Here is a 23,363-nt window from a genome sequence, read left to right on the forward strand (position 1 = left end):
CGGTGCGTCCCCGCGAGGCTAGGCGCGAGCCGCGGCTCCTCGCGCGCTAAGTCGCATTCCCGCAGGTTGTGCGCGTAGCGTGTCTTCTGCGCATTGTGCTCACGTGTGCGGAAGGTCGCTGCCCCTCATCGGCCTCAGCCCTCATCAGCCCAGGAGGTGGGATGCGCTTCGCGACGCGGCTGCTGCTGATGCAGCTGGCGACGGTGACCGCCGTCGTCGCCGTGTGCGCGCTCGTCTTCGGGTGGCTGGGCGTGCGCCAGCTCCGCGCCGAGTCGGAGGCCGCCGCCCTCAACATCGCCCGGACGGTCGCGGAAGACCCCGACGTCAAGTCGCTGGTCGCCGAGTTCTCCGCCGACCCGGGAACGCCGGATGCCGCGCAGCTGCGCACCGGCGCGCTCCAGCAGATCGCCGCCGACGTCGCGGATCGCACGGACGCGCTCTTCGTCGTCATCACCGACGATCACGGCATCCGTCTCGCCCACCCGACGGAGGAGCTCCTCGGTCAGGTCGTCTCGACCCCGTTCGCCGAGGTGCTCGAGGGCAACGAGGTCGTCGACTGGGAGGTGGGCACGCTCGGCGAGTCCGCCCGCGCCAAGGTGCCCGTCTACCCGGAGTATGGCGGCGATCCGGTCGGCGAGGTGAGCGTCGGGTTCGAGCGCGCGAGCGTCTTCGACGACCTGCCGGCCCTCGTCGCGACGATCGCGATCGCCGCGCTCGGCGGGCTGGCGCTCGCCGCGGTGGCGACGCTCGTGCTGCGACGACGCTTCGAACGGCTCACCCTCGGGCTTCAGCCGGAGGAGCTCGTGACCCTCGTGCAGAACCAGGCGGCGGTGCTCGAGGGGGTCGGCGACGGCGTCGTGGCACTGGATCCCGACGGCGTCGTGCGGGTGTGCAATGAGGCGGCCGAACGGATGCTGGGCATCGACGCCCCCGTCGGGCGCCGCTTCGACGACCTCGCACTGCCCGGCACGCTGCGCGACGCCGTGCGGGACGGGGCCTCCGGCGTCGAGGCCGTCGTCGGCGACCGCGTGCTGTACCTCGACACCCGGCCGGTGCAGCGTGATGCGCGGGCATTGGGCCGGATCGTGGTCGTGCGGGACCGCACCGATGTCGAGGCGCTCGCCGGCCGGCTCGAGACGGTGCGCGCGATGACCGAGGCGCTGCGCGTGCAGCGGCACGAGTTCGCCAATCGCCTGCACGTCGCCTCCGGCCTGATCGACGCCGAGCGCGTCGACGAGGCCCGCGCGTTCCTCGGCGACCTGACCGCGCGCGGCGCCGTGGACTTCGGTGTCGCGGGACTCGAGCGCGTGCCCGACGCGTTCCTGACGTCGCTTCTCGGCGCGACCGCCGCGACGGCGCGGGAGCGCGGCGTGACAGTCCGCGTCTCGGAGGACACCCTGCTGCTGAGCGAGGTGGCCGAGGCGGAGGACGTGGCGGCCGTCCTGGGCAACCTCGTCGGCAACGCCGTCACCGCGGCGGTGGGCGGCGCGCGGCCCGGCTGGGTCGAGATCGCGCTGCTCGGAGACGGCGACGATCTGGTGATCACGGTGGCCGACTCCGGCGGCGGCATCCGACCCCCGGGAGCCGACCCCTTCGCGCGCCCCGTCGTCCGCGACACGGACGCGGGCGGGAACGACACCGTGCACGGGCACGGCTTCGGACTCCCGCTCTCCCGCGACCTCGCCCGCCGGCGCGGCGGTGACGTCTGGCTGATCGATCCCGGCGGCGCGGGGGCGGGTGCCGTTTTCGGGGCCCGCCTGCCCGGGGCGCTCCGCCCGGCTGACGGGAACCCCGAGAAGAGGAAAGCATGAACCGTCCCATCCGCGTACTGGTCGTCGACGACGACTTCCGCGTCGCCGGCCTGCACCGCGACGTCGTGGCGTCGCGCACCGGGTTCACCGCGCTGGATGCCGTGCAATCGCTCGGCGCGGCACGGCAGGCCACGAAGGCGCACGCTCCGGATCTGCTGCTCGTCGACGCGTTCCTTCCCGACGGCGACGGCGTCGAGTTCGTCGCCGCGGCCGGCATCGACGCGTTCGTGCTGTCGGCGGCGACCGACGCCGCCACGGTACGCCGCGCCCTGCAGGCGGGCGCGCTCGCCTACCTGACGAAGCCCTTCGACGCCCGGGTGCTCGCCGAGCGGCTCGATCGCTACGCGCGGATGCGGAACCTGCTGGTCACCGACCGGCCGCTGGAACAGGAGCAGATCGACCGCGCACTGGCCATCATGCACGGCGGTGCGGAGCCGGCGACCGTGGCGCGCTCGGCGACCGAGCAGCTGATCCTCGAGGGGCTCGGCGACGACGAGGCGTCCGCCGCCGAGATCGCCGAACGCGTCGGCATCTCGCGGGCGACAGCGCAGCGGCACCTCGCAGGGCTCGCCAGCCGTGGCCTGGTCGAGGTGCGCCTGCGCTACGGGACGACGGGAAGGCCCGAGCACCAGTACGTCGCGGTCCGCCGCTGACGCACGCCGCTCCCCTCAGCCCCGCAGCAGTGCGCGCAGGGTGTCGATCGTGTCGGCCTCGTCGGCGCGCTTGTCGGGGCGGTATCCCTTCACTCGGGCGAAGCGCAGGGCGACACCGCCGGGGTAGCGGGTGGAGCGCTGCACGCCGTCGATCGCGATCTCGACGACGGTCTCGGGCCGCACATGCACGGCGTAGGACGAGCGATGGGTCTCGATCGTCGGAAAGTACTCGGTCTGCCAGCGCAGGGTCGCGTCGGTCAGGCCCTTGAAGGTCTTGCCCACCATCACGAAGCCGCCCGGCTCGCCGAACGCCCCTTCGGGATCGAGCGCAGCGAGGTGCAGGTTCGAGAGCTGGCCGGTGCGTCGCCCCGACCCCCACTCGACGGCGAGCACCACGAGGTCGTAGGTGAGCACGGGCTTCACCTTGAGCCAGCTCTTGCCGCGTCGCCCGGCGGCGTACGGCGCGTCGAGAGCCTTCACCATCACGCCTTCGTGCCCGGCGGCGAGGGCTTCGCGCGAGAACTCCTCGGCACGCGTCGCGTCCTCGGTGACGATGCCGGGCATGCGGGCGTCGCCGACAGCGCTGTCGAGCAGCGCGAGGCGCGTCGACAGCGGCTCGTCGATGAGGTCGCGGCCATCGAGGTGCAGGATGTCGAAGAACCATGGGCGGAGCACCACCGTGGCCGCATCGTCGGCGCCCAGCGACCCGAAGCGGGCCATGGTGTCCTGGAACGGGCGCGGCCCGCCGTCCTCATCGAGCGACAGCGTCTCGCCGTCGAGGATCACCCGGTCGGCGGGCAGCTCCCGCACGGCCTCGACGATCTCGGGCACGCGGTGGGTGATGTCGGCCAGGCTCCGGGTGAATACGCGCACGTGCTCGCCGTCGCGGTGCACCTGGATGCGCGCCCCATCGAGCTTGTATTCGACGGATGCCGCTCCTCCGAGCGTCTCGAGCGCCTCGGTCGCCGAGCCCGCCGTCGAGGCGAGCATCGGCAGCACGCCGCGCCCCACCTCGAGCCCGATGGCGGCGAGCTCTTCCGGCGTGCCGGTGAGGGCGATGCGCGCCGTGGCGCCGAGGTCGCCTGACAGCATCGCGGCCCGGCGGACGGTGGCGGCGTCGCGATCCGACGCCTTCGCGACGGCGTCGAGCAGCACCCCCTCGAGCGCCCCGGTGCGGAGTTCCCCGAGCATGACGCGGGCCAGGAAATCCCACTCGTCCGCCGTAGCCGCACGGGCCAGCGCATCGAGCGCCGCCGCGCGCGCGGCCACCGATCCGGTGCCCTCCGCCCCCGCGAGACGGTCGAGTGCCGCATCGACGTCGCCGACGGTGAGGGTCGGCTCGTCGGCGTGCGTCACGGCCAGGTTCGACAGGCTCCGCCACCCGACGCCGAGCCGACCCTGGCGCGGGCTCGCGGTCAGGAACCCGATCGCCGGGCCGACCTCATCGGGACCGAGCAGGCGCAGGGCATCGGACAGCGCGGCGACCTTTGCCAGTCGCGACGACGTCGAGGCCACAGCGTCCGTCGCGGTCACGAGCTCGTGGAGCAGCATTCCCGCATTCTCCCATCCGGCCCCGACACGCACACCGTGGTGCCGCCCGGCCTCAGCGGCGCCGCCCGCCGAGCGATGCGACGACGTCGCGCAGGGCCGGCTCGAGGTCGGGGTAGGCGAACTCGTAGCCCGCCGCGGTCAGAGTCTCGGGAGTGGCCCATCTGCTCTTGAGCACGAGCTCCGGCTCGGTGCGCAGCGCCCACATCGCCGGTTCGAGCATGAAGCGCCAGGCGGGCAGCCCGATCGGCGCGCCCACGACGCGGCGGAGCGTGGCCATGAGTCCGCGGTTGTCGGCCGTGCCCGGTGCCGCGAGATTGACCGGCCCGGAGATGCCGGGATCGTCCCGCACGAACCGCACCGCCCCGACGACGTCGTCGAGATGGATCCAGCTGAACCGCTGCCGACCGTGGGATCGGTGGTGCGGTGCGCGGCCGTCACCCGTGGGACGCGGGCCGATTCCGCGATAGCGCCGATGCGGGAACCACCAGCCGTCGTACTGGGGTCCGCCGAGCCCGAGCCGGGCCAGCGCCACCAGCCTGCGCGTCGCGGGACCGTCTCCGAGGACGATCGCCATGCGCAGCGCGACGCGCCGCGTGGACGGCAGGCTCCCCGCGAAGAACTCGTCCTCCCACCCGCGTGCGACATCCACCGAGAACCCGGTGCCGAGCTCGCCGTCCCGCTCCGTCTGCGGCCGATCGAGCGCGTACCGGTAGATGGTCGCCGTGCTCGCGTTGAGCCACAGCGGTGGCGGCGTGCCTGCGTCGCCGATCGCGGCGCGCAGTGCCCGCGTCGTCTGCACGCGCGATCGCAGGATCTCGTCGCGGTTCGCGTCGGTGTAGCGGCAGTTCACCGACTTCCCGGCGAGGTTCACCACGATCGCCGCGCCATCGACGAGCGCCCTGATGCCGTCCGTGTCAGTCCAGGACGCGTCGGCGCCGGCACGGCCGATGGTGCGCACCTCATAGCCGTCGTCGGCGAACGCACGCACGAGTGCCCGGCCGACGAACCCCGACGCGCCCGCGATGACGGCGACCGGCCGGCTCATCCGCGCCTGCCCGCCGCGGTCTCGGTGCTCCAGAGCGCCCAGGCCACGAGCAGCGGCTGCAGCAGCAGTCGCACGAAGCGCGACCGGTCGGTGCGCAGCATCGGGGCGGGCCGACGCGTGCGCCACTGATGTACGTTGCCCGGAAACACCGCCACGAAGAACGCCGCGACGATCCAGCCGACCCGGCGGCGCTCGGCGGGGAGCGCCACGAGCGCCCCGCCGAGCATCAGCTCGACGACGCCGGATGCCACCACGATCGTGTCCTTGTCGGTATGGAGCAGGCGCGTCGCCCAGTCCGGCACGACGATCCGGTAGCCGCGACGGCCCCAGGTCAGATGCGAGGCGCCCGCGACGACGAGGAGCGCCGCGAGCGCCCAGCGGGCGACGACCCGCGTCACGCGACGGCCCCGACGACCGCGTCGATGAACCGCAGGTGGTCGTCCACGCTGCCGGTCGGCGTGATGGCGCGCAGCACCACTTCGTCGACGCCGACGCAGTAGGCGCCGATGCGGTCTCCCAGATCGGTCGGGCGGATGACGGTGTCTGCCGCGGCCAGCCCCAGGCGGGCGAAGTTGGCGGCATACGCCGGGTACCCCGCGTAGCGAGCGGCCTCCTCATCCAGTGCCGCGACCGCGGCGGCGTCGGCGGCCGTCCGCACGTACAGCGCGACGTGCGTTCCCGGGGCGATCGCGTGCGCCCGCGCGGCCTGTGCGGTCGCGGCCGCCGGGGTGAGCCAGCTCAGCAGGAGCCCGTCGGATGCCGCAGCCCCTGCCCGCCGCATGCGCGGGCCGAGCGCGCCCACCACGACGCGCGCGCCGATGCGCTCACGCAGCTCGGTGGCGGCATCCGTCACCAGCTCCACGGCGCCGGTGCGCACCTGTCCCGAGCCGATGCCGAGCACCAGCCGGCCGGTGGGCAGGCCGGACGCCGCGGCCGCGATGTCGCCGGGCGTGCGGCGGTCGACGGGGAGCACGCCGGTGGCGAGCACGAGGTGCTCGGTGACGGGGGCTGCGGCGCCGAGAACGGCCAGCGCGTCGTGTCCGGGCGTGTCGTTCACCCAGAGGCCGTGGAAGCCGGCCGCCTCGGCGGCCGGCGCGACCCGCTCAGCGAGGTCCGGGCCGGCCGCGGCCGCGATACCGAGCGACAGCTTCGCCGTCACGAGGCGTCCGTCCCGACCAGGCGGGCGACCTCGGCGGCTGCCCGGTAGAACTCGGCGATGTCGCCGCGCGATGAGGGCAGGAGCACGAGGTCGTCGACGCCGGCGTCGAAGAACCGCTGGGCGCCGGCGGCGACCTGGGCGGGGTCGCCCCAGAGCGCGCGCGCGGCGGGGTCGGGCTTGTCGCCCACGTCGGCGATCGCGCGGGCCTCGGAATCGGCGCCGAACGCCGTGACGACGTAGGCGACCACGTCGTGATGGCCGCCGCGCCCGGCGAGTACGCGCGCCTCGCGGATCGACGCCGTGGCGACCGCGTACTCCTCAGCCGTGTGGCCGCTGTCGAGCACCGTGCCGTCGGCCACTTCGCCGCTCAGACGGAGGGTCTTGGGGCCTTCGGCCGCCGCGTAGACCGGAGGCGGGGTCGTCGGCGCATAGTCGAGCCGCACGCCGTCGAGCGTCACGTACCGCCCTGCCGCCGTGACCTCGTCGCCGGCCAGGAGGCTCCGCAGCGCCGGCACGTACTCGCGCATGAGCGTCAGGGGTGATGCGACCCGCGCACCGACCTGCCCCATCCAGTCCAGCACCCCGTGGCCGACACCCGGCAGCAGCCGGCCGGGGAAGAGCCGCTCGACGGTGGCGAGCTCCATGGCGGTCGCCGCGATGTTGCGCAGCGGCATGGGTGCGATGCCGATCCCGATCCGGAGGGCCTCGGTCCAGGCGAGAGCCGCGCCCACCGTCGCGAACGCGGACTGCCGGAAGCAGTCCTCCCAGATCCACAGCTCCGGAAGACCCGACGACTCGGCGGCGAGGACGGCGTCGCGGAACTCGTCGGGAGTGTGGGTGTACGGGTTGAAGATCGCGCCGATGCGGGTCATGCCCCCACTCTGTCAGCGGCGGCCGACACGCGCATCTCCAGGGCGGCTAACGCGGCCGGCCCACTGATGCAACCCCGTGCCCGAGGCCGTTCTCGCCCGGCACGCTGGAGCGATGGCACGCATCGGGACGTCGGGATGGGTCTACCCGCATTGGCGCGGCGTGCTCTACCAAGGCCCCCAGCACGACTGGCTCTCGCAGTACACCGCGACGTTCGATGCGGTCGAGCTCAACGGCAGCTTCTACCGCTGGCCGGCCGATGCGAGGTTCGCGGCATGGCGGGAGCGGCTGCCCGAGGGATTCGAGATGGCCGTCAAGGCGCCCCGCGGCCTGACGCACGCGCGGCGACTGCTCGAACCCGAGCTCTGGATCTCACGCGTCACTCGCGGGCTGCACGAGCTCCGTGGTCGGCGGGGACCGCTGATCGTCCAGCTGCATCCGGGCATGGAGCGGGACGACGCCCGCCTGGACTACTTCCTGAGCGCGCTGCCCGAGTGGACGCGGCCGGCGATCGAGTTCCGGCATCCGTCGTGGGCGGACGAGGCGGTGTTCGGGATGCTCGAACGCCACGGCGCCGCCTACTGCGTCATGAGCGGGGCGCGGCTTCCCTGCATCCTCCGCGCCACCGCCCGCCTCGTGTACGTGCGCCTGCACGGTCCCGACCCGGAGCACCTGTACGGCGGCTCGTACTCCGACGACGACCTCGCCTGGTGGGCAGAGCGCATCCGCGAATGGGAGTCCGCCGGGCACGAGGTGCACGCCTACTTCAACAACGACGGCGAGGGCAACGCCGTCCGCAACGCCTGCACACTGAAACGGATGCTGGGGGCCTGACGCCCCTCGGCGGTGCGGCGTCGTCGGCGACCGCCTCTGGACATGGCGAGAGGCGCCGTGCCCGAAGGCACGGCGCCTCTCGAGGAGCGGCTCAGCTCACGCGGCGACCGCGAACGACGCGCCCGCGACCACCGACAGCTCGTCGCCCACGGCATCCACCGTCACGGCCCCGCCGTCGACGAGCGCACCCGTCACGAACAGGTCGGCGATGCGGTCGTCCACCTCGCGCTGGATCAGGCGGCGCAGCGGCCGGGCGCCGTACTCGGGCTCGTAGCCGTGCTCGGCGAGCCAGGCGACGGCGCCGTCGGTGACGACGAGGTCGACCTCGCGCTTGGCCAGCCGCGCGTCGGACGCGCCCAGCAGCAGTCGCACGATGCTCTGCAGCTGCGGCTTGTCGAGCTTGCGGAACAGCACGATCTCGTCGATGCGGTTGAGGAACTCGGGCCGCATCGCCTCGCGGAGCTTGGCGAACACCCGATCGCGCAGGTCCTTCTCCGAGCCGAAGCCGGTCTCCCCTCCTCCGTCGGGCAGGAAGCCGATGGCGCCGCCCCGCGACGCGAGGAACTCCGAGCCCAGGTTCGAGGTCATGACCACCACGGTGTTGCGGAAGTCGACCGTGCGCCCCTGGCCGTCGGTCAGCCGCCCGTCGTCGAGCACCTGCAGCAGCAGGTTGAAGACGTCGGGGTGCGCCTTCTCGATCTCGTCGAACAGCACGATCGAGTATGGGTTGCGCCGCACGCGCTCGGTGAGCTGCCCGGCCTCGTCGTAGCCGACGTATCCCGGAGGGGCGCCGACCAGGCGCGACACCGTGTGCCGCTCGCCGAACTCGCTCATGTCGAAGCGGATCACGGCGCTCTCATCGTCGAACAGGCTCGCGGCGAGCGCCTTGGCCAGCTCGGTCTTGCCGACGCCGGTCGGGCCGAGGAAGAGGAACGAGCCCACGGGGCGACGTGCGTCTCCCATGCCGGTGCGGTTGCGGCGCACGGCCTTGGCGACCGCGACCACGGCGTCGTCCTGCCCGATCACGCGGTCGTGCAGCTCGTCCTCGAGGGACGCCAGCCGCTCGCGCTCGGTCTCGGTGAGACGGTTGACCGGGATGCCGGTGGCCCGGCTGATCACCGCGGCGATCTCGGGCTCGCCGACGATCGCGTCGACACGCGCGGCAGCAGCCCCGGACGCCGTGGCCTCATCGAGTTTGGCCTGCACCTCGGCGATCTGGTCGCGGATCCGCGAGGCCTCCTCGTAGTGCTCGGCGGACACCGCGGCGTTCTTGTCGGCCTCGAGGGTCGCGAGACGCTCGATCAGGCCGCTGACGTCCACCTTCGCACCGAGCCGCAGACGCAGCCGCGCGCCGGCCTGGTCGATCAGGTCGATGGCCTTGTCGGGCAGCACGCGCTCGGTGAGGTAGCGATCGCTCAGCTCGACGGCGGCGCGGAGGGCCTCGTCGGTGTAGGCGATACCGTGGTGCTCCTCGTACGCGGGCTTCAGGCCCCGCAGGATGAGCACGGCGTCCTCTACGGACGGCTCGCCCACTCGAACCGGCTGGAATCGGCGCTCGAGCGCGGGGTCCTTCTCGATGACGCGGTACTCCTTGAGCGTCGTCGCGCCCACGAGGTGCAGCTCACCGCGCGCGAGGCGGGGCTTGAGGATGTTGCCGGCGTCCATGCCGCCGTCGCCGGCGCCGCCGGCGCCCACGACGGTGTGCACCTCGTCGATGAAGACGATCAGCTCGCCCTTGTGGGCGGCGATCTCGTCCATCGTCTTCGTGAGGCGCTCCTCGAAGTCGCCGCGGTAGCGGGTCCCGGCCAGCATCGCGGGAAGGTCGAGGGCGACGACGCGCTTGCCGAGCAGCTGCTCGGGCACACCGCCGTCGACGATCGCCTGCGCGAGTCCCTCGACGATCGCCGTCTTGCCGACGCCGGCCTCGCCGACGAGCACCGGGTTGTTCTTGGTGCGGCGGCTGAGGATCTCGATGGTCTGCTCGATCTCGTCGGCGCGCCCGATCACCGGGTCGAGGTCACCGGCGACGGCGCGCGCGGTGAGGTCGGTGCCGTACGTGTCGAGCATGGGGGTGTCGGATGCCGCGGCATCCGTTCCAGGCTCGGCCGCAGCCTCGCCCGGCGTCACCGTCTCGCGGGCACCCTGCATGAGCGCCTCGGCCGTCACGCCGGCGCGCGCCAGCACCTGGCCGGCCGGCGTGTCCTGCGCGAGCACCAGCGCGAAGAAGAGGTGCTCGGGGTCCACGTAGGTCGATCCCGACGAACGGGCGACCTGGAACGCGTGGAACAGCGCGCGCTGCACGGAGGCGGTGACCACGGCGCCGTCGACGTCCGCCGCGGCGGAGGCTGCGGGCAACCGCTCCTCGGTCGCGCGCGAGATCTCGTCGGGGTCGGCGCCGACGCGGCGCACCGCGTCGCGGGCCGGGGCCTCGGCGACGAGGATGCGCAGCACGTGCAGAGCGTCGAGCTCGCGCTGGCCGCGGTCCAGGGCGTACTTTCCGGCACGCTGCAGCAGCTCCTGGGTGCGGGCGCCGAGGTACCGGCTCAGGTCGATCGACCGCTCGGCACGCGCGCGCTCCCCCGCGAGGTAGCGTGCCAGGAACTCGTCGAACGAGCTCCCGTCGTCGCCGGCCTGGGGCGTGAAGTCTTCGGGCATTCCGTCTCTCCTGAAACTTGAGTGATCGAGCATCAAGTTTTGAACTTGACACACGCATTGTCAAGTTCAACGGCACCCGCGCGCAGGTATTCCCTCCTGTTTCAGACATGACTCCGACCCGAGCCCCTGTCGGCGTCGGTGGTACGGCGTAGCCTCGTCAGCTGGGGAGAATCCCGTCTCAAAGGAGAGAACCATGGACTGGAAGATCGAGCTCATCTTCGTGCCCGTCACCGACGTCGACAGGGCGAAGGAGTTCTACGAGCGGATCGGATTCCACGCCGACCACGATCAGGTCCCGTTCGAAGGGCTGCGGTTCGTGCAGATGACGCCGCCCGGGTCGGCCTGCTCCATCGCGTTCGGCACCGGGCTCGGCAACGATCTCGAGCCGGGCCGCCAGAACACGATCCAGGTCGTGGTCCCCGATGCCGACGAGGCCCTGGCGCACCTGCGCGGCCTCGGCGTGGAGGCGCGAGGCGTCGATGAGCAGGGGTGGGGCCGATTCGTGCAGTTCGACGACCCCGACGGCAACACCTGGACGCTGCAGCAGCTTCCGCCGCGCGACTGACCTCGGCCGTCCGGCGGCCGGCGTCGTCAGTCGCGGCCTCCGGGCGGGCCGGCGATGAGCAGCACCCCGAACAGCGCGATCACGGCGAAGGCGATCAGCGCGGCGAGCACCCAGGGGCGTCGCAGGAACCATCGCATCAGCCGGTCATACCAGGCGCCGTCGCGCGGGTCGTCGGACGGCTCCAGCCGCCACGGCCCTGCCAGCCGTCCCGTGCGCTGCAGCCACAGCTCAGTCGGGATGGTGGCGTACGGGATGACGGCACTGATCAGCGCGATCACGGTGGGCCATACGCGCCACCGGTTGTTGAGTGCGACGAGGATCGCCGTGGCGCCGTACGACAGGAAGACGAAGCCGTGGATGCCGCCGCCGATCGTGACGCCGAGTGCCCAGCCGGTGGTGGCGCGGAGGAGGAGCCCGAGGATGAGAAGGGTCCAGGAGATCGCCTCGGCGATGGCGAGCGCGCGGAAGAGGGTGTGGGGAGTCCGGAACACACCTTCAGCCTAACTGAAAGATCTTCAGTGGACCTGAAGGTTCACTCGTCCGATGGTCCGGCCTCCGCGCCGAACGGCTGCTCGTGCAGCCCTTCCAGGGCCGTGGCGAGGGCCGGTGCTCCCGCGCCGAGCGCGCCGTCGAGCGCCGCGAGCCGCTGTTGCGCCGACTCCAGCACGTCGCTCCCCCGCTCGGTGACCCGCAGGTCGGACGCCGAACCCGCGTGCTTCGTCGCATCGGCGACCAGTCCGTCCGCGACGAGCGTCTGCACGGCGGTGTGCGCGGACTGCACCGTGATCTGCGAACGTCGCGCGAGTTCGCTGAACGAGATGCCCGGCGTCGCCTCGATGTGCGCCAGCAGCGCGTACTTGCGGGTGGTCAGGCCGAGATCGCGCAGTTCCGCCCCCAGACGTGCGTCCCAGACGCCCGCCACCGTCAGCAGTGAGATGACAGGACTGAAGGCGCGCTCGGACACGCGCTAAATGCTAGCCCTGCTGTCGTGCGACGGCGCGCATTCACCGACCGGCGAACGACGCACCGCCCGCTAGCGTGGGAGCGTGACGTTCTCGCTCGACGGACTGCGCCGCTGGCCCGACGTCGAGGCTCCCGGGCTCGTGGCGTCGGATGCCGCGGACCGGCTGCTCCTCGATGAGTCCAGGTCCGCCCGCGCCGGCCTCGGTGACGGCGAGCTCACGGTGATCGGTGACGGCTATGGCGCACTCACCCTTGCCGCGGCGGCGGACGGCGGACGCGGCATCCGCGTCCATCAGGACCCGCTCACCGGCGAGCGTGCGCTCGCCGCGAACGCCGAGCGCTTCGGGTTCGCCGGCGCCTTCGCTTCACTGCCGCTGTCGCCCGAGCTGGTGCACGGCGCACGCGTCGTGATGATGCGGCTGCCGCGGTCGCTCGAGGCGCTGCGCGACATCGCGGGCCTCCTCGCCGCGCACGCGGCGCCCGACGTGGTCGTCCTCGCCGGCGGGCGCGTCAAGCACATGACGCTCGCCATGAACGACGTCCTGCGCGAGAGCTTCGCGCGGCTCGACGTCAGCCACGCGCGGCAGAAGTCCCGCGTGCTGACGGCGCGCGCCCCTCACGACGGCCGCGACCCCGCACCGCGTCGCGAGCAGCATGACGGCATCGTCGTCTGTGCGTTCGGCGGCGCGTTCGCGGGCACCTCGATCGACATCGGCACCAGATTCCTGCTCGAGCAGCTGCCTGCCGCTTCCGGCGACGGCGCGACGGTGATCGACTTCGCGTGCGGAACGGGAGTGGTCGCGGCCGCGTTGGCGCTCCGGCATCCCGGACTGCGGGTCACCGCCTCGGATCAATCGGCCGCCGCCGTCGCATCGGCCGTGGCCACGGCGGAGGCCAACGGCGTCGGCGAGCGCGTGGAGGTCGTCCGCGACGACATGCTCGGAGCCCAGCCCGACGGCAGTGCGTCGTTCATCGCGCTCAACCCGCCCTTCCACTCGGGCGCCGCGGTGCATGAGGGCATCGCCCCGCGCATGTTCGCCGACGCTGCGCGCGTCCTGCGGCCGGGCGGTGAGCTGTGGACGGTGTGGAACTCGGGCCTGGGCTATCGGCCGGCGCTGGAGCGCGCGGTCGGGCCGACACGGCAGATCGCCCGCAACGCCAAGTTCACGGTGACGGCGTCCACGCGTCGGTGACCCAGGGGGACGCGGCGGTGACGCCTACTCGCTCGGCTCGGGCGAAGGCTCGGGTGTCGCGTCGGGCGTCGGCCCGAACAGCACCCAGGCGTCGTGGGTGCACTCGTAGAACTGCACGGCGGTCGTGTCGATGAACACGTCGCCGTCGGCGGTGCAGTCGTCGTCGTCGGGTGCTGCGGCGCCCAGGGTGACCTGAGTCCCCGGTGCGCCCGGCGCTCCGCTCGGACCCTGGGCGCCCTCCGGGCCCTGTTCACCGGCAGGCCCCTGTTCACCGGCAGGCCCCTGCTCGCCGGTGAGGTTCTCGGCGGCCGAGGCGCGGATGTTGCCGACGAATGTCCAGTCGTCCTGGAAGAGGTAGACGTCGGCCGTGAGGATGTCGATGTAGACGTCGCCCTCGTAGCCCTTGCCCGCCTCCGGCGCTCCGGAACCCGCGCGGACGGCCGAACCGGCCGGGAGGATCTCGGCCAGCGCCTCCTCGTATTCGGGAGCGGCCGTGGCCGAAGCCGACGGCGCCGGCGCGGGCGCGGCCGTGTCCACCGATCGAGCGAGCCACGAGCCCAGGAACGCGGCGAAGAACGACAGCAGCACGAAGCCGAGACCGAACCACACGAGGGTGTTGCGCGTCACCGGGACCGCGGCCGGCGCGGCAGCGGCTGCGGGTGCGGAAACCCCTGTCGAACCGGCATCATCGTCCACGGCACGTTCCCCTTCCACAGCGCGCACAGCCTGCGGCCGGTCCCCATCACCGGGCGCGCTGTCACAACTGTAGGAACGCGGGCGCTCGGTGTCACCTGTTCCGGCGGAATTGGCTTCACATGACGAGGCGTTCCGCGGCAGGGCGCCCCAGCGCGGGTTTTGACCGGGGGGGCCGACGCGAGAATGCCGGCACCCCCGGTAGCCGCGAGCTCGGGACCCACGGCCAGGGGTGCCGGACCGGGGCTCCGGCGCATCCCCCACTCAAGAGACAGCATCGACGGCCATCTATTACGCGACTTCGCCCGGTTTCTGACCCGAGGCCGAGCGCGGCCACGAAAGAGAGGACGGATGCCGCGATCCGCGGCATCCGTCCTCTTGATGTCTTCAGACCTGCGTCAGAAGTCCCAGTCCTCGTCTTCGGTGGCCTCGGCCTTGCCGATGACGTACGACGAGCCCGACCCCGAGAAGAAGTCGTGGTTCTCGTCGGCGTTCGGCGACAGGGCCGACAGGATCGCCGGGTTCACGTCGGTGACCGTCGAGGGGAACATCGCCTCGTAGCCCAGGTTCATGAGGGCCTTGTTGGCGTTGTAGTGCAGGAACTTCTTGACGTCCTCGGTGAGGCCGACGCCGTCGTAGAGGTCCTGCGTGTACTGGATCTCGTTGTCGTAGAGCTCGTAGAGCAGCGAGAACGTGTAGTCCTTGATGTCGTTGCGCGTGGCCTCGTCGACCTTCTCGAGCCCCTTCTGGAACTTGTAGCCGATGTAGTACCCGTGAACGGCCTCGTCGCGGATGATGAGGCGGATGAGGTCGGCGGTGTTGGTGAGCTTGGCGCGGCTCGACCAGTGCATCGGCAGGTAGAAGCCCGAGTAGAACAGGAAGCTCTCGAGCAGGGTCGAGGCGACCTTGCGCTTGAGGGGCTCGTCGCCGCGGTAGTACTCCATGACGATCTGAGCCTTCTTCTGAAGGTTCGGGTTCTCGACCGACCACCGGAAGGCCTCGTCGATCTCCTTCGTCGAGCAGAGCGTGGAGAAGATCGACGAATACGACTTGGCGTGCACCGACTCCATGAACGCGATGTTCGTGTAGACGGCCTCCTCGTGCGGGGTGAGCGCATCGGGGATCAGCGAGACGGCGCCGACGGTGCCCTGGATCGTGTCGAGGAGCGTGAGCCCCGTGAACACCCGCATCGTGAGGGTCTGCTCGTCGGGCGTGAGCGTGTTCCACGACTGGATGTCGTTCGACAGCGGCACCTTCTCGGGCAGCCAGAAGTTGTTCACGAGGCGGTTCCAGACCTCGAGGTCCTTGTCGTCCTCGATGCGGTTCCAGTTGATCGCCTGCACGTGCGAGAGCAGCTTGAGCGGTTCGGGAGTCATTTCAGTCTTCTTTCGGTCCCTGAGGAAGTCGAAGGGCTAAAGCGTGCAGCTCACGCACATGTCGAGCTCGGTGCCTTCGAGGGCCATCTGCCGCAGACGGATGTAGTAGATGGTCTTGATGCCCTTCTTCCACGCGTAGATCTGCGCCTTGTTGATGTCGCGGGTGGTCACGGTGTCCTTGAAGAACAGCGTGAGCGACAGGCCCTGGTCCACGTGCTGCGTCGCGGCCGCGTAGGTGTCGATGACCTTCTCGTAGCCGATCTCGTACGCGTCCTCGTAGTACTCCAGGTTCTCGTTCGTCATGAACGGAGCCGGGTAGTAGACGCGACCGAGCTTGCCTTCCTTGCGGATCTCGATCTTCGACGCGATCGGGTGGATCGAGCTCGTCGAGTTGTTGATGTACGAGATCGAGCCGGTCGGCGGCACCGCCTGCAGGTTCTGGTTGTAGATGCCGTGCTGCTGGATCGAGGCCTTGAGCGCCTTCCAGTCCTCCTGCGTCGGGATCGGGATGCCGGCGAACAGCTCCTTCACCTTCTCGGTCTGGGGAACCCACGCCTGGTCGGTGTACTTGTCGAAGAACTCGCCCGACGCGTAGGTCGAGTCCCAGAACCCGTCGAACACCTCGCCCCGCTCGATCGCGATGAGGTTCGAGGCCCGCAGCGCGTGGTAGACGACCGTGTAGAAGTAGATGTTCGTGAAGTCCAGGCCCTCTTCCGAGCCGTAGTGGACGTGCTCGCGGGCGAGGTAGCCGTGCAGGTTCATCTGACCGAGGCCGATGGCGTGCGAGCGGTCGTTGCCGTCCTCGATGGAGCGCACCGACGCGATGTGGCTCTGGTCGCTCACCGCGGTGAGCGCCCGGATCGCAGTCTCGACCGTGCGGCCGAGGTTGCGGCCGTCCATCGCGAGCGCGATGTTCATCGAGCCGAGGTTGCACGAGATGTCCTTGCCGATCTCGGCGTACGAGAGGTCCTCGTTGTACGTGGTCGGGGTGTTGACCTGGAGGATCTCCGAGCAGAGGTTGGACATGTTGATCCGGCCCTTGATCGGGTTGGCCTTGTTCACCGTGTCCTCGAACATGATGTACGGGTAGCCCGACTCGAACTGGATCTCGGCGAGGGTCTGGAAGAACTCGCGCGCGTTGATCTTGGTCTTCTTGATGCGCGGGTCGTCGACCATCTCGCGGTACTTCTCGGTGACCGAGATGTCGCCGAACGGCACGCCGTAGACGCGCTCGACGTCGTACGGCGAGAACAGGTACATGTCCTCGCCGTTCTTGGCGAGCTCGAACGTGACGTCGGGGATGACGACCCCGAGCGAGAGGGTCTTGATGCGGATCTTCTCGTCGGCGTTCTCGCGCTTGGTGTCGAGGAAGCGCAGGATGTCGGGGTGGTGGGCGTTGAGGTACACCGCACCCGCGCCCTGACGCGCGCCCAGCTGGTTGGCGTACGAGAACGAGTCTTCGAGCAGCTTCATCACGGGGATGATGCCGCTGGACTGGTTCTCGATCTGCTTGATCGGTGCGCCCGACTCGCGGATGTTCGACAGCAGCAGTGCCACGCCGCCGCCGCGCTTGGAGAGCTGAAGCGCCGAGTTGATGCCGCGGGCGATCGACTCCATGTTGTCTTCGATGCGCAGGAGGAAGCACGAGACGAGCTCACCGCGCTGGGCCTTGCCCGTGTTGAGGAACGTCGGCGTCGCCGGCTGGAACCGGCCAGAGACGATCTCGTCGACGAGCTCGAGCGCGAGCGTCTGGTCGCCGTCGGCGAGGCCGAGGGCGGTCATGACCACGCGGTCCTCGAAGCGCTCGAGGTACCGCTTGCCGTCGAAGGTCTTCAGCGTGTAGCTCGTGTAGTACTTGAACGCGCCGAGGAAGGTCTCGAACCGGAACTTCTTGCCGTAGGCGTGGTCGTTGATCTTCTGGATGAACTCGAACGGGTACTTGGCGAGCACCTCGGGCTCGTAGTACTCCTTCTCGACCAGGTAGTCCAGGCGCTCCTTGAGCGAGTGGAAGAACACCGTGTTCTGGTTGACGTGCTGCAGGAAGTACTCCCGCGCAGCGCGCTTGTCGGCGTCGAACTGGATCTTTCCATCGGCGTCATAGAGGTTCAGCATCGCGTTGAGTGCGTGGTAATCCATGCCCTCGAAGCGTGCCTCCGTCTTGAAGTCGGTCTGCTGCGTCAGAGTTCCCACCATCGTTCCAATCCCGCGTTCACGCGTTCCACATCTTCAGGCGTGCCGAATACCTCGAGCCGGTACAAGTGCGGCACGTTGCACTTGCGGCTGATGATGTCGCCGGCGAGGCAGAAATGCTCGCCGAAGTTGGTGTTCCCCGCGGAGATGACCCCGCGGATGTGGCGCCGGTTCCGTTCGTCATTGAGGAACCGGATCACCTGCTTGGGAACGGCGCCCTTCTCGACGCCCCGCCCCTGGCCTCCGCCATAGGTGGGTGTCACGAGGACGTACGGCTCGTCGACCACGAGCTCCGGATCCGTCGCATGCAGCGGGATCCGGAGTGCTCGTGCTCCGAGCTTCTCGATGAAGCGTGCGGTGTTGCCCGACACGCTCGAGAAGTAGACCAGCAGCGGTGTCTCAGTTGCTACGACGCCCATGACGCCCCTTGCTCGGACACACCCGACGGCGGTCGTTGAGCTCCGTCGAAACGGGTGGGCTGCGTCGAACTACGCCAGCCGCGCTGCGAGTTCGTCGATCTTGTCGGGACGAAAGCCCGACCAGTGGTCCTCATCGGTGATGACGACCGGCGCCTGGAGATACCCCAGCGCCTTGACCTGCTCGAGGGCCGAAGGGTCCTGCGAGAGGTCGTGGATTTCGTACTCGATCCCCTTGGAATCGAGTGCTCGATACGTCGCCGTGCACTGCACGCACGCGGGCTTCGTGTAAACCGTGATCGCCATGTCGATTCCGTCTCCTCAGTGCTTCCCCCGGTGGCATCCGGTGCTCTTCCCGGTAGTCCCCCCACCGGGAGTCCAATACTACATATGGGTACCGACATTCGATAGCACCACAAGGGCTAGTAGTTACATCCGTGTGATTTTCCACCGTTCTCCCCATGTACAACACAGGTTCTCCACGGATTCATCCACAGGCCGGGGCTCTGGAAAAGACCAGGATCACGGCGCTTTCGGACGCCGCGGCCGCATCCCTCCACAGCCAGACGGTAGATCCGGGGTCCGACATCGGATCCGCCTGTGGAGAAGCCCTCCGGCGTGTCGCGGGCGTGTCGCGATCGTGTCGTGCGCTTCGGCGCGTGTCGTAACGTGGACGGATGGCCGGCTACCGGGATCTTCTGCGCACCCCCGGGGTCGCCCGCATCATCGCGGCACAGCTGACCGCGCGGTTCCCGAACGGGATGATCAGCCTCGTCATCCTCCTGCACATCGAGGGGATCACCGGCTCCTACGGCGCCGCCGGCATCGTCCTCGCCGCGGTGTCGATCGGCCAGGCGCTCGCGGGCCCGGTTACGAGCCGGTGGATGGGCCGCTGGGGCATGCGCCGCGTGCTGACGCTCACGACGATCGTCTCGGCGGCATCCCTGCTGGCGGTCGCTTTCCTCGTCGTGCCCGTGCCGGTCTACATCGTGCTGGGTTTCATCGCGGGCGCGTCGACGCCGCCCATCGTGGCGGCGGTCCGCACGATCTACGCCAAGATGGTCAACTCGACGCAGCTCACGGCGCTGTACTCGCTCGATGCGTCGCTGCAGGAGGTCATCTGGATCCTCGCCCCGGTGCTCATCACGTTCGTCGCCACACAGGCGGGCACCGTCGCCGGCCTCGTGCTGGTGGTCGTGTTCCTGGTGGGCGGCGGAGCGTGGTTCATCCTCTCCCCCGAGGTCGGCCGGGTGCGCATCCCGCGCAGCAAGCGCTCCTTCGGCACGGTGCTGACCCGCCCGCCCATCCTGCTTGCGACGGTGGTCGGCTTCCTCATCATCGGCTCGTTCGCGGCGGTCGAGGCGAGCGTGGTGGCGACGTTCGACCACGGCGGGCTCGAAGCCGGACTCGTGCTCGCCGTCTTCTCCATCGGCAGCCTGGCCGGCGGGTTCGCCTTCGGGCACCTGCCGATGGGGCGCTGGGCGCTGGCACGGCGCCTGACCGTGGTGGCATTCGGGCTGGCCCTCACCGCGCTGTGGATCAACGTGTGGTGGATCGGCGGCACGCTGTTCGTGGCCGGCATCGGCATCGCGCCGGCTCTCGCCGTGCTCTCGGCGGTGACCACCGCCAGCGTCAAGTTCAGTGACACGGCCGAGGCGTTCGGCTGGGTGGGCACCGGTCAGCTCATCGGCGCCGCGGCCGGCTCGGCGGTGGCGGGCATCCTCATCGACGGGCCCGGCGGCGTGACAGCTTCCTATGCGGCGGCGGCGGCGTTCTGCGCGTTGGGCCTGCTCGTCGCCATCGTGTTCGTGCGCGGTCTGCCCGACCTCCGCGTGCGGGGGGCGAGCCCCATCCCCGACACCGAGCCGGTCGCGACGATCGGCTGAGGTGCCACGGCGGGCGTCAGGCCAGGCGCCGCAGCATCTCCAGCAGCGCGAGCGCGTAGGCATCGGCCGGCTCGGGATGCTCGAACGCCAGGCGCTCGCCGCCGAGCACGATCTCGACCTCGTGCGTGTCGGGCAGGCGCCGAAGTCCGCGGAAAGCGCCGCGCAGCAGCTCGCGCAGCTGGTGCTCGTGCGGCAGCCACAGCGCGTCCTCGAGCGCAACGGAGTCCAGCGCCCACTCGGTGGTGCCGTTGAAGGCGAGGATGCGGCCGGTCGGGTACTCGCGCGGCTCGATGGTCATCTCGCTGACCGTGAAGACGTCGGCCTCGAACTCGGGCTCGTCCAGCTGGAACCGGTCGCCCGAGCGCGGGTGCCACACCAGCCCTGCTTCACGCAGCGCCACAGCCATTTCCGTCGAGATCACGCCAACCCCCGCATCTATCCTGCCGTGCGTCGGAACGGCCGGGGCCGCGCTTCTAGGCTGAGCGTATGCCCAGTCGCGTCATCCTCCCCCGCCTGTCCTGGGGCTCACCCTCGGCCGAGCGCCGTGCACTGCTGATCCACGGCCTCGGCTCGAACGGCGCGCTGATGTGGCGCTACGGCGTCGCGCTGGCGGAGGCCGGCTGGCGGGCGGATGCCGTCGACCTGCGTGGACACGGCACCGCACCGCGCGCGCTCGACTACACGCTGGCCGCGTACGGCGCGGACGTCGCCGGCACCAGGGCGGGCGCCGAGCGGCCGTGGGACCTCGTGATCGCGCATTCGCTCGGGGGTGCGGCATCCGTGCTGGCGGCAGCGGAGGATCCGTCGTGGACGCGCCGGCTCGTCCTCGTCGACCCGGCGATCATGCTGACCGATCGCGACCGCGACATCGTGCGCAACAGCCAGACCCGCTCGTTCGACGACCCGTCCGAGGAGGCCGTGCGCGCCGAGCACCCGCACTGGCACCCGCAGGACGTCGAGCTGAAGGCGCTGTCCGCCCGGCAGGCCAGCCGCTGGGCGGTCGAGCAGACGAGTGCGCAGAACGTGCGATGGGACGTGACGGATGCCGCCCTCCGCGTGTCGGTGCCCACCCACGTCATCGCGTCCGATCCGCACGTGTACTCGATCTTCCGCGGCAAGCCCGCCGAGGCCGCGGTCGCCGCGAACCCGGTGTTCACCTTCTCTGTGGTGGCGGACGCGGGACACTCGCCGCATCGCGATCGACCGGAGGCCACGATCGAGGCACTGCACGCCGCGCTCGGCTGACGCCCACCGCCGGCGCTCCGCCGGCCCAACGTACCGCCCCGACCGGCTACTGGACAGGGATCTCGACTCCCTGCCCGACGTCGACCACCACGCCGACGAACGACGGGACCGCTGCGGCAACCGCCTTCTGCAGCTCATCGAGCGGCGGGGTCTCGCCGTCCTCGGTGGTGACCTCGATCGTCGCCGTCGCGCCCGACCAGTCGACGCCGTAGACGCGAGCACCCTCATCGTCGCCGAGCCACTGCGTGGCGGCGTCCTGGATCCCGACCGACCAGCGGGCGAGCGCGACCGAGACGACCGAGTTCACGATCAGGGGGATCGTGATGACCACGGCCAGCAGCGTGACGATGGTGTACGCCCGGCGGCGGTTGGCGACGCGCGATGACCCGGGGTCGCGCGCGTATCCGGCGAGGGTGAAGACGATGCTGCCGGCGATGACCAGTGCGACGACGTTGGAGAGGAAGAGCCACAGCGCACCGACGGCATCCATCCAGAGGCCCTGGCCGGCGCAGACGCCCACCACGCCGAGCGGCGGCACGAGCGAGATCGCGATCGCGACCCCGGGGAGGATGGCGCTCAGGTCCTTGCGGCACATGGCGAAGCCGCCGGCGAACCCCGTGGCGAGCGCCGCCACCATGTCCATGAAGCTCGGCGACGTGCGGCCGACGACCTGGGAGTTGGTCTCCAGGCTCTCGGGCGTGGAGACGAAGACCGAGAACGCGAGTCCCAGCACGATGACGATGGCGACTCCGAGGAGCACCCAGAGGATCGACCGCACCACGAGGCTGAGGTGCCCGCGGACGATGCCGAGTCCGATTCCGAGGATCGGGGTGCCCAGCGGCGCGATGATCATGGCGCCGATGACCGTGGCCGTGGAGTCGGTGAGCACGCCCGCGATCGCGATGATCCCGGCGAGCGTCAGCATGATCAGGAATCCGCTGCGCTTGCCCGCACGATCCCCCGAGCCGAGGTCGAGCGCTTCGCCGACCTCCGCCGCGGTCTGCCGTTGCGTTGCGGGGATGAGCGCCTGCATCATCTCTGAGAGCGTCGCCATGCGCACATCATGGCGTAAGAATGGCGGAGTGACCCCCAACGATGCCGCCGACCTCCTTCCGGACGAACTCCTCGAGCGCTTCCGCGTGCGGGCGGCCGTGCACGATCGCGAGAACACGTTCCCCGACGACGATCTGGCGGATCTGAAAGATGCCGGCTACCTGGCGATCCTCGTTCCCGAGGAGCTCGGCGGTGCGGGGCTCGGCCTTGCGGAGGCAGCGGCGCTCCAGCAGCGCCTCGCGAGCGCGGCGCCGGCGACGGCGCTGGCGATCAACATGCACCTGGTGTGGACCGGGGTCGCGAAAGTGCTCGCCGACCGCGGCATCGACGCGCTGCGGTTCGTGCAGGAGGGCGCTGCTGCGGGCGAGGTGTTCGCTTTCGGGATCAGCGAGGCCGGCAACGACCTCGTGCTCTTCGGAAGCGGGACGGATGCCGCTCCCCTGCCCGACGGCGGGTACTCGTTCACGGGCACCAAGATCTTCACTTCGCTCGCGCCGGTGTGGACGCAGCTGGGGCTGCACGGCCTCGACACCTCTTCGGAGGACGCGCCGCGCATGGTCTACGCGTTCGTGCCGCGCTCGGAGGTCCAGGTCGGCCGCGTAGTGGTGCGCGACGACTGGGACACGCTCGGGATGCGCGGCACGCAGTCGCGCACGACCGAGCTGCGCGACGCGGTGGCGCCGGCCGACCGCGTGGTCCGCCGGCTCGCCCCTGGGCCCAACCCCGACCCGCTCGTCTTCGGCATCTTCAGCGTCTTCGAGCTGCTGCTCGCATCCGTGTACACCGGGGTCGCGCGGCGGGCGCTCGACCTCGCGGTGGCCGCGGCGGGCAAGCGCACCTCGAAGCGCACCGGCAAGGCGTACAGCCAGGATCCCGACATCCGCTGGCGCATCGCCGGCATGGCGCTCGCGTACGACGCGCTGCCGCCGCAGATCGAGGCGCTCGCACGCGATGTCGACGAGCTCGCCGACCACGGAGCGCGGTGGTTCTCGCTGCTCGCCGGCGTCAAGCACCGCGCGGTGACGGCGGCGAAGTCCATCGTCGACGACGCGATGCTCGTCGGCGGCGGTTCGTCGTACTTCTCCGCCAACGAGCTGAACCGCCTCTACCGCGATGTCCTCGCGGGCCTCTTCCACCCGTCCGACCCCGAATCCGCGCATGCAACGGTCGCGACCGCGTGGCTGGGCCCGCTCGAGGACTGACGC

Annotated in this window: 23 protein-coding genes; 8 read left to right on the forward strand and 15 right to left on the reverse strand. The window is 70.5% G+C overall.

Annotated elements, in window-relative coordinates; translation table 11 throughout:
* The first annotated feature begins 161 nt into the window (after positions 1–161).
* Together Q9R08_RS18550 and Q9R08_RS18555 are read left to right on the forward strand one after the other, a co-directional pair.
* Positions 162–1,811 carry a sensor histidine kinase gene (locus Q9R08_RS18550; protein ID WP_308869654.1) on the forward strand — a complete coding sequence of 550 codons (1,650 nt, stop codon included), beginning with the start codon at positions 162–164 and terminating at the stop codon, positions 1,809–1,811.
* Positions 1,808–2,464: a response regulator gene (locus tag Q9R08_RS18555; RefSeq protein ID WP_308869655.1), complete on the forward strand. Its 657-nt coding sequence runs from the start codon at positions 1,808–1,810 to the stop codon at positions 2,462–2,464. The genes Q9R08_RS18550 and Q9R08_RS18555 overlap by 4 nt, the downstream gene beginning before the upstream one ends.
* Before the next feature lie 15 nt (positions 2,465–2,479).
* Here the strand turns inward: Q9R08_RS18555 and Q9R08_RS18560 are convergent, their stop codons facing one another.
* Genes Q9R08_RS18560 through Q9R08_RS18580 form a run of 5 tightly spaced genes read right to left on the reverse strand, consistent with a single transcriptional unit; the run spans position 2,480 to position 7,091 of the window.
* Positions 2,480–4,015 carry an ATP-dependent DNA ligase gene (locus Q9R08_RS18560; RefSeq protein ID WP_308869656.1) on the reverse strand — a complete coding sequence of 512 codons (1,536 nt, stop codon included), beginning with the start codon at positions 4,013–4,015 and terminating at the stop codon, positions 2,480–2,482.
* Between the two features lie 52 nt (positions 4,016–4,067).
* A complete protein-coding gene (locus Q9R08_RS18565) occupies positions 4,068–5,060 on the reverse strand; it encodes an epimerase (RefSeq protein ID WP_308869657.1) in 993 nt (330 codons plus the stop codon).
* Positions 5,057–5,458, reverse strand: coding sequence for a DoxX family protein (locus tag Q9R08_RS18570; protein ID WP_308869658.1), 402 nt, complete (start codon positions 5,456–5,458; stop codon positions 5,057–5,059). The genes Q9R08_RS18565 and Q9R08_RS18570 overlap by 4 nt, the downstream gene beginning before the upstream one ends.
* Complete coding sequence (locus Q9R08_RS18575) at positions 5,455–6,219, reverse strand: LLM class flavin-dependent oxidoreductase (RefSeq protein WP_308869659.1); 765 nt, start codon at positions 6,217–6,219, stop codon at positions 5,455–5,457. Before Q9R08_RS18575 ends, Q9R08_RS18570 begins: the two co-directional genes overlap by 4 nt.
* On the reverse strand, positions 6,216–7,091 hold the full coding sequence (locus Q9R08_RS18580; RefSeq protein WP_308869660.1) for an LLM class flavin-dependent oxidoreductase: 876 nt from the start codon (positions 7,089–7,091) through the stop codon (positions 6,216–6,218). The genes Q9R08_RS18575 and Q9R08_RS18580 overlap by 4 nt, the downstream gene beginning before the upstream one ends.
* A 112-nt stretch (positions 7,092–7,203) precedes the next feature.
* On the opposite strand from Q9R08_RS18580, the gene Q9R08_RS18585 reads away from it, so the two are divergent.
* On the forward strand, positions 7,204–7,923 hold the full coding sequence (locus Q9R08_RS18585) for a DUF72 domain-containing protein (protein ID WP_308869661.1): 720 nt from the start codon (positions 7,204–7,206) through the stop codon (positions 7,921–7,923).
* A 96-nt stretch (positions 7,924–8,019) separates the two neighbouring features.
* Here Q9R08_RS18585 and Q9R08_RS18590 read toward each other — a convergent pair whose 3' ends face one another.
* Complete coding sequence (locus tag Q9R08_RS18590; RefSeq protein ID WP_308869662.1) at positions 8,020–10,578, reverse strand: ATP-dependent Clp protease ATP-binding subunit; 2,559 nt, start codon at positions 10,576–10,578, stop codon at positions 8,020–8,022.
* Between the two features lie 193 nt (positions 10,579–10,771).
* On the opposite strand from Q9R08_RS18590, the gene Q9R08_RS18595 reads away from it, so the two are divergent.
* Positions 10,772–11,143, forward strand: a complete 372-nt coding sequence (locus Q9R08_RS18595; RefSeq protein ID WP_308869663.1) for a VOC family protein — start codon at positions 10,772–10,774, stop codon at positions 11,141–11,143.
* 26 nt (positions 11,144–11,169) lie between these two features.
* Here Q9R08_RS18595 and Q9R08_RS18600 read toward each other — a convergent pair whose 3' ends face one another.
* Together Q9R08_RS18600 and Q9R08_RS18605 are read right to left on the reverse strand one after the other, a co-directional pair.
* On the reverse strand, positions 11,170–11,634 hold the full coding sequence (locus tag Q9R08_RS18600) for a DUF3817 domain-containing protein (protein WP_308869664.1): 465 nt from the start codon (positions 11,632–11,634) through the stop codon (positions 11,170–11,172).
* Positions 11,635–11,675: 41 nt separating this feature from the next.
* Entirely contained in the window at positions 11,676–12,107 is a 432-nt protein-coding gene (locus Q9R08_RS18605) for a MarR family winged helix-turn-helix transcriptional regulator (protein ID WP_308869665.1), read from the reverse strand.
* Between the two features lie 82 nt (positions 12,108–12,189).
* Here Q9R08_RS18605 and Q9R08_RS18610 point away from each other — a divergent pair, with 82 nt between their 5' ends.
* Positions 12,190–13,299 carry a class I SAM-dependent methyltransferase gene (locus Q9R08_RS18610; RefSeq protein WP_308869666.1) on the forward strand — a complete coding sequence of 370 codons (1,110 nt, stop codon included), beginning with the start codon at positions 12,190–12,192 and terminating at the stop codon, positions 13,297–13,299.
* A gap of 24 nt (positions 13,300–13,323) precedes the next feature.
* On the opposite strand, the gene Q9R08_RS18615 is transcribed toward Q9R08_RS18610, so the two are convergent.
* The 5 genes from Q9R08_RS18615 to nrdH form a co-directional block, all read right to left on the reverse strand.
* A complete protein-coding gene (locus Q9R08_RS18615) occupies positions 13,324–13,995 on the reverse strand; it encodes a hypothetical protein (RefSeq protein ID WP_308869667.1) in 672 nt (223 codons plus the stop codon).
* Positions 13,996–14,390: 395 nt separating this feature from the next.
* Positions 14,391–15,368: a class 1b ribonucleoside-diphosphate reductase subunit beta gene (gene nrdF / locus Q9R08_RS18620; RefSeq protein WP_308869668.1), complete on the reverse strand. Its 978-nt coding sequence runs from the start codon at positions 15,366–15,368 to the stop codon at positions 14,391–14,393.
* Between the two features lie 36 nt (positions 15,369–15,404).
* The gene (gene nrdE, locus Q9R08_RS18625; RefSeq protein WP_308869669.1) at positions 15,405–17,561 is read right to left on the reverse strand and encodes a class 1b ribonucleoside-diphosphate reductase subunit alpha; all 2,157 of its coding nucleotides are present in this window, start codon (positions 17,559–17,561) and stop codon (positions 15,405–15,407) included.
* Entirely contained in the window at positions 17,546–17,977 is a 432-nt protein-coding gene (nrdI, locus tag Q9R08_RS18630) for a class Ib ribonucleoside-diphosphate reductase assembly flavoprotein NrdI (RefSeq protein WP_308869670.1), read from the reverse strand. Before nrdI ends, nrdE begins: the two co-directional genes overlap by 16 nt.
* 69 nt (positions 17,978–18,046) lie before the next feature.
* On the reverse strand, positions 18,047–18,280 hold the full coding sequence (gene nrdH, locus Q9R08_RS18635) for a glutaredoxin-like protein NrdH (RefSeq protein WP_194413491.1): 234 nt from the start codon (positions 18,278–18,280) through the stop codon (positions 18,047–18,049).
* 371 nt (positions 18,281–18,651) lie between these two features.
* Between nrdH and Q9R08_RS18640 the strand changes: the two genes are divergently transcribed.
* Complete coding sequence (locus Q9R08_RS18640) at positions 18,652–19,860, forward strand: MFS transporter (RefSeq protein ID WP_308869671.1); 1,209 nt, start codon at positions 18,652–18,654, stop codon at positions 19,858–19,860.
* A gap of 16 nt (positions 19,861–19,876) precedes the next feature.
* On the opposite strand, the gene Q9R08_RS18645 is transcribed toward Q9R08_RS18640, so the two are convergent.
* Complete coding sequence (locus tag Q9R08_RS18645) at positions 19,877–20,281, reverse strand: pilus assembly protein CpaE (protein WP_308869672.1); 405 nt, start codon at positions 20,279–20,281, stop codon at positions 19,877–19,879.
* Positions 20,282–20,346: 65 nt separating this feature from the next.
* On the opposite strand from Q9R08_RS18645, the gene Q9R08_RS18650 reads away from it, so the two are divergent.
* Entirely contained in the window at positions 20,347–21,105 is a 759-nt protein-coding gene (locus Q9R08_RS18650; RefSeq protein WP_308869673.1) for an alpha/beta fold hydrolase, read from the forward strand.
* A gap of 46 nt (positions 21,106–21,151) precedes the next feature.
* Here Q9R08_RS18650 and Q9R08_RS18655 read toward each other — a convergent pair whose 3' ends face one another.
* A complete protein-coding gene (locus tag Q9R08_RS18655) occupies positions 21,152–22,159 on the reverse strand; it encodes a TIGR00341 family protein (RefSeq protein WP_308869674.1) in 1,008 nt (335 codons plus the stop codon).
* On the opposite strand from Q9R08_RS18655, the gene Q9R08_RS18660 reads away from it, so the two are divergent.
* Complete coding sequence (locus Q9R08_RS18660) at positions 22,158–23,360, forward strand: acyl-CoA dehydrogenase family protein (RefSeq protein WP_308869675.1); 1,203 nt, start codon at positions 22,158–22,160, stop codon at positions 23,358–23,360. The two genes, Q9R08_RS18655 and Q9R08_RS18660, sit on opposite strands and share 2 nt — an antisense overlap.
* The last annotated feature ends 3 nt before the right edge of the window (positions 23,361–23,363 follow it).

The sequence above is a fragment of the Microbacterium psychrotolerans genome, from assembly GCF_031085295.1.
GTDB lineage: Bacteria > Actinomycetota > Actinomycetes > Actinomycetales > Microbacteriaceae > Microbacterium > Microbacterium psychrotolerans.

What these genes read in the sequence shown, in the direction of transcription:
- Q9R08_RS18550 (WP_308869654.1), top strand. Translation starts at nt 162, where the DNA reads ATGCGCTTCGCGACGCGGCTGCTGCTGATGCAGCTGGCGACGGTGACC.
- Q9R08_RS18555 (WP_308869655.1), top strand. Translation starts at nt 1,808, where the DNA reads ATGAACCGTCCCATCCGCGTACTGGTCGTCGACGACGACTTCCGCGTC.
- Q9R08_RS18560 (WP_308869656.1), bottom strand. Translation starts at nt 4,015, where the DNA reads ATGCTGCTCCACGAGCTCGTGACCGCGACGGACGCTGTGGCCTCGACG.
- Q9R08_RS18565 (WP_308869657.1), bottom strand. Translation starts at nt 5,060, where the DNA reads ATGAGCCGGCCGGTCGCCGTCATCGCGGGCGCGTCGGGGTTCGTCGGC.
- Q9R08_RS18580 (WP_308869660.1), bottom strand. Translation starts at nt 7,091, where the DNA reads ATGACCCGCATCGGCGCGATCTTCAACCCGTACACCCACACTCCCGAC.
- Q9R08_RS18585 (WP_308869661.1), top strand. Translation starts at nt 7,204, where the DNA reads ATGGCACGCATCGGGACGTCGGGATGGGTCTACCCGCATTGGCGCGGC.
- Q9R08_RS18590 (WP_308869662.1), bottom strand. Translation starts at nt 10,578, where the DNA reads ATGCCCGAAGACTTCACGCCCCAGGCCGGCGACGACGGGAGCTCGTTC.
- Q9R08_RS18595 (WP_308869663.1), top strand. Translation starts at nt 10,772, where the DNA reads ATGGACTGGAAGATCGAGCTCATCTTCGTGCCCGTCACCGACGTCGAC.
- nrdF (WP_308869668.1), bottom strand. Translation starts at nt 15,368, where the DNA reads ATGACTCCCGAACCGCTCAAGCTGCTCTCGCACGTGCAGGCGATCAAC.
- nrdE (WP_308869669.1), bottom strand. Translation starts at nt 17,561, where the DNA reads ATGGTGGGAACTCTGACGCAGCAGACCGACTTCAAGACGGAGGCACGC.
- nrdI (WP_308869670.1), bottom strand. Translation starts at nt 17,977, where the DNA reads ATGGGCGTCGTAGCAACTGAGACACCGCTGCTGGTCTACTTCTCGAGC.
- nrdH (WP_194413491.1), bottom strand. Translation starts at nt 18,280, where the DNA reads ATGGCGATCACGGTTTACACGAAGCCCGCGTGCGTGCAGTGCACGGCG.
- Q9R08_RS18640 (WP_308869671.1), top strand. Translation starts at nt 18,652, where the DNA reads ATGGCCGGCTACCGGGATCTTCTGCGCACCCCCGGGGTCGCCCGCATC.
- Q9R08_RS18650 (WP_308869673.1), top strand. Translation starts at nt 20,347, where the DNA reads ATGCCCAGTCGCGTCATCCTCCCCCGCCTGTCCTGGGGCTCACCCTCG.
- Q9R08_RS18660 (WP_308869675.1), top strand. Translation starts at nt 22,158, where the DNA reads ATGCGCACATCATGGCGTAAGAATGGCGGAGTGACCCCCAACGATGCC.
- Q9R08_RS18655 (WP_308869674.1), bottom strand. Translation starts at nt 22,159, where the DNA reads ATGGCGACGCTCTCAGAGATGATGCAGGCGCTCATCCCCGCAACGCAA.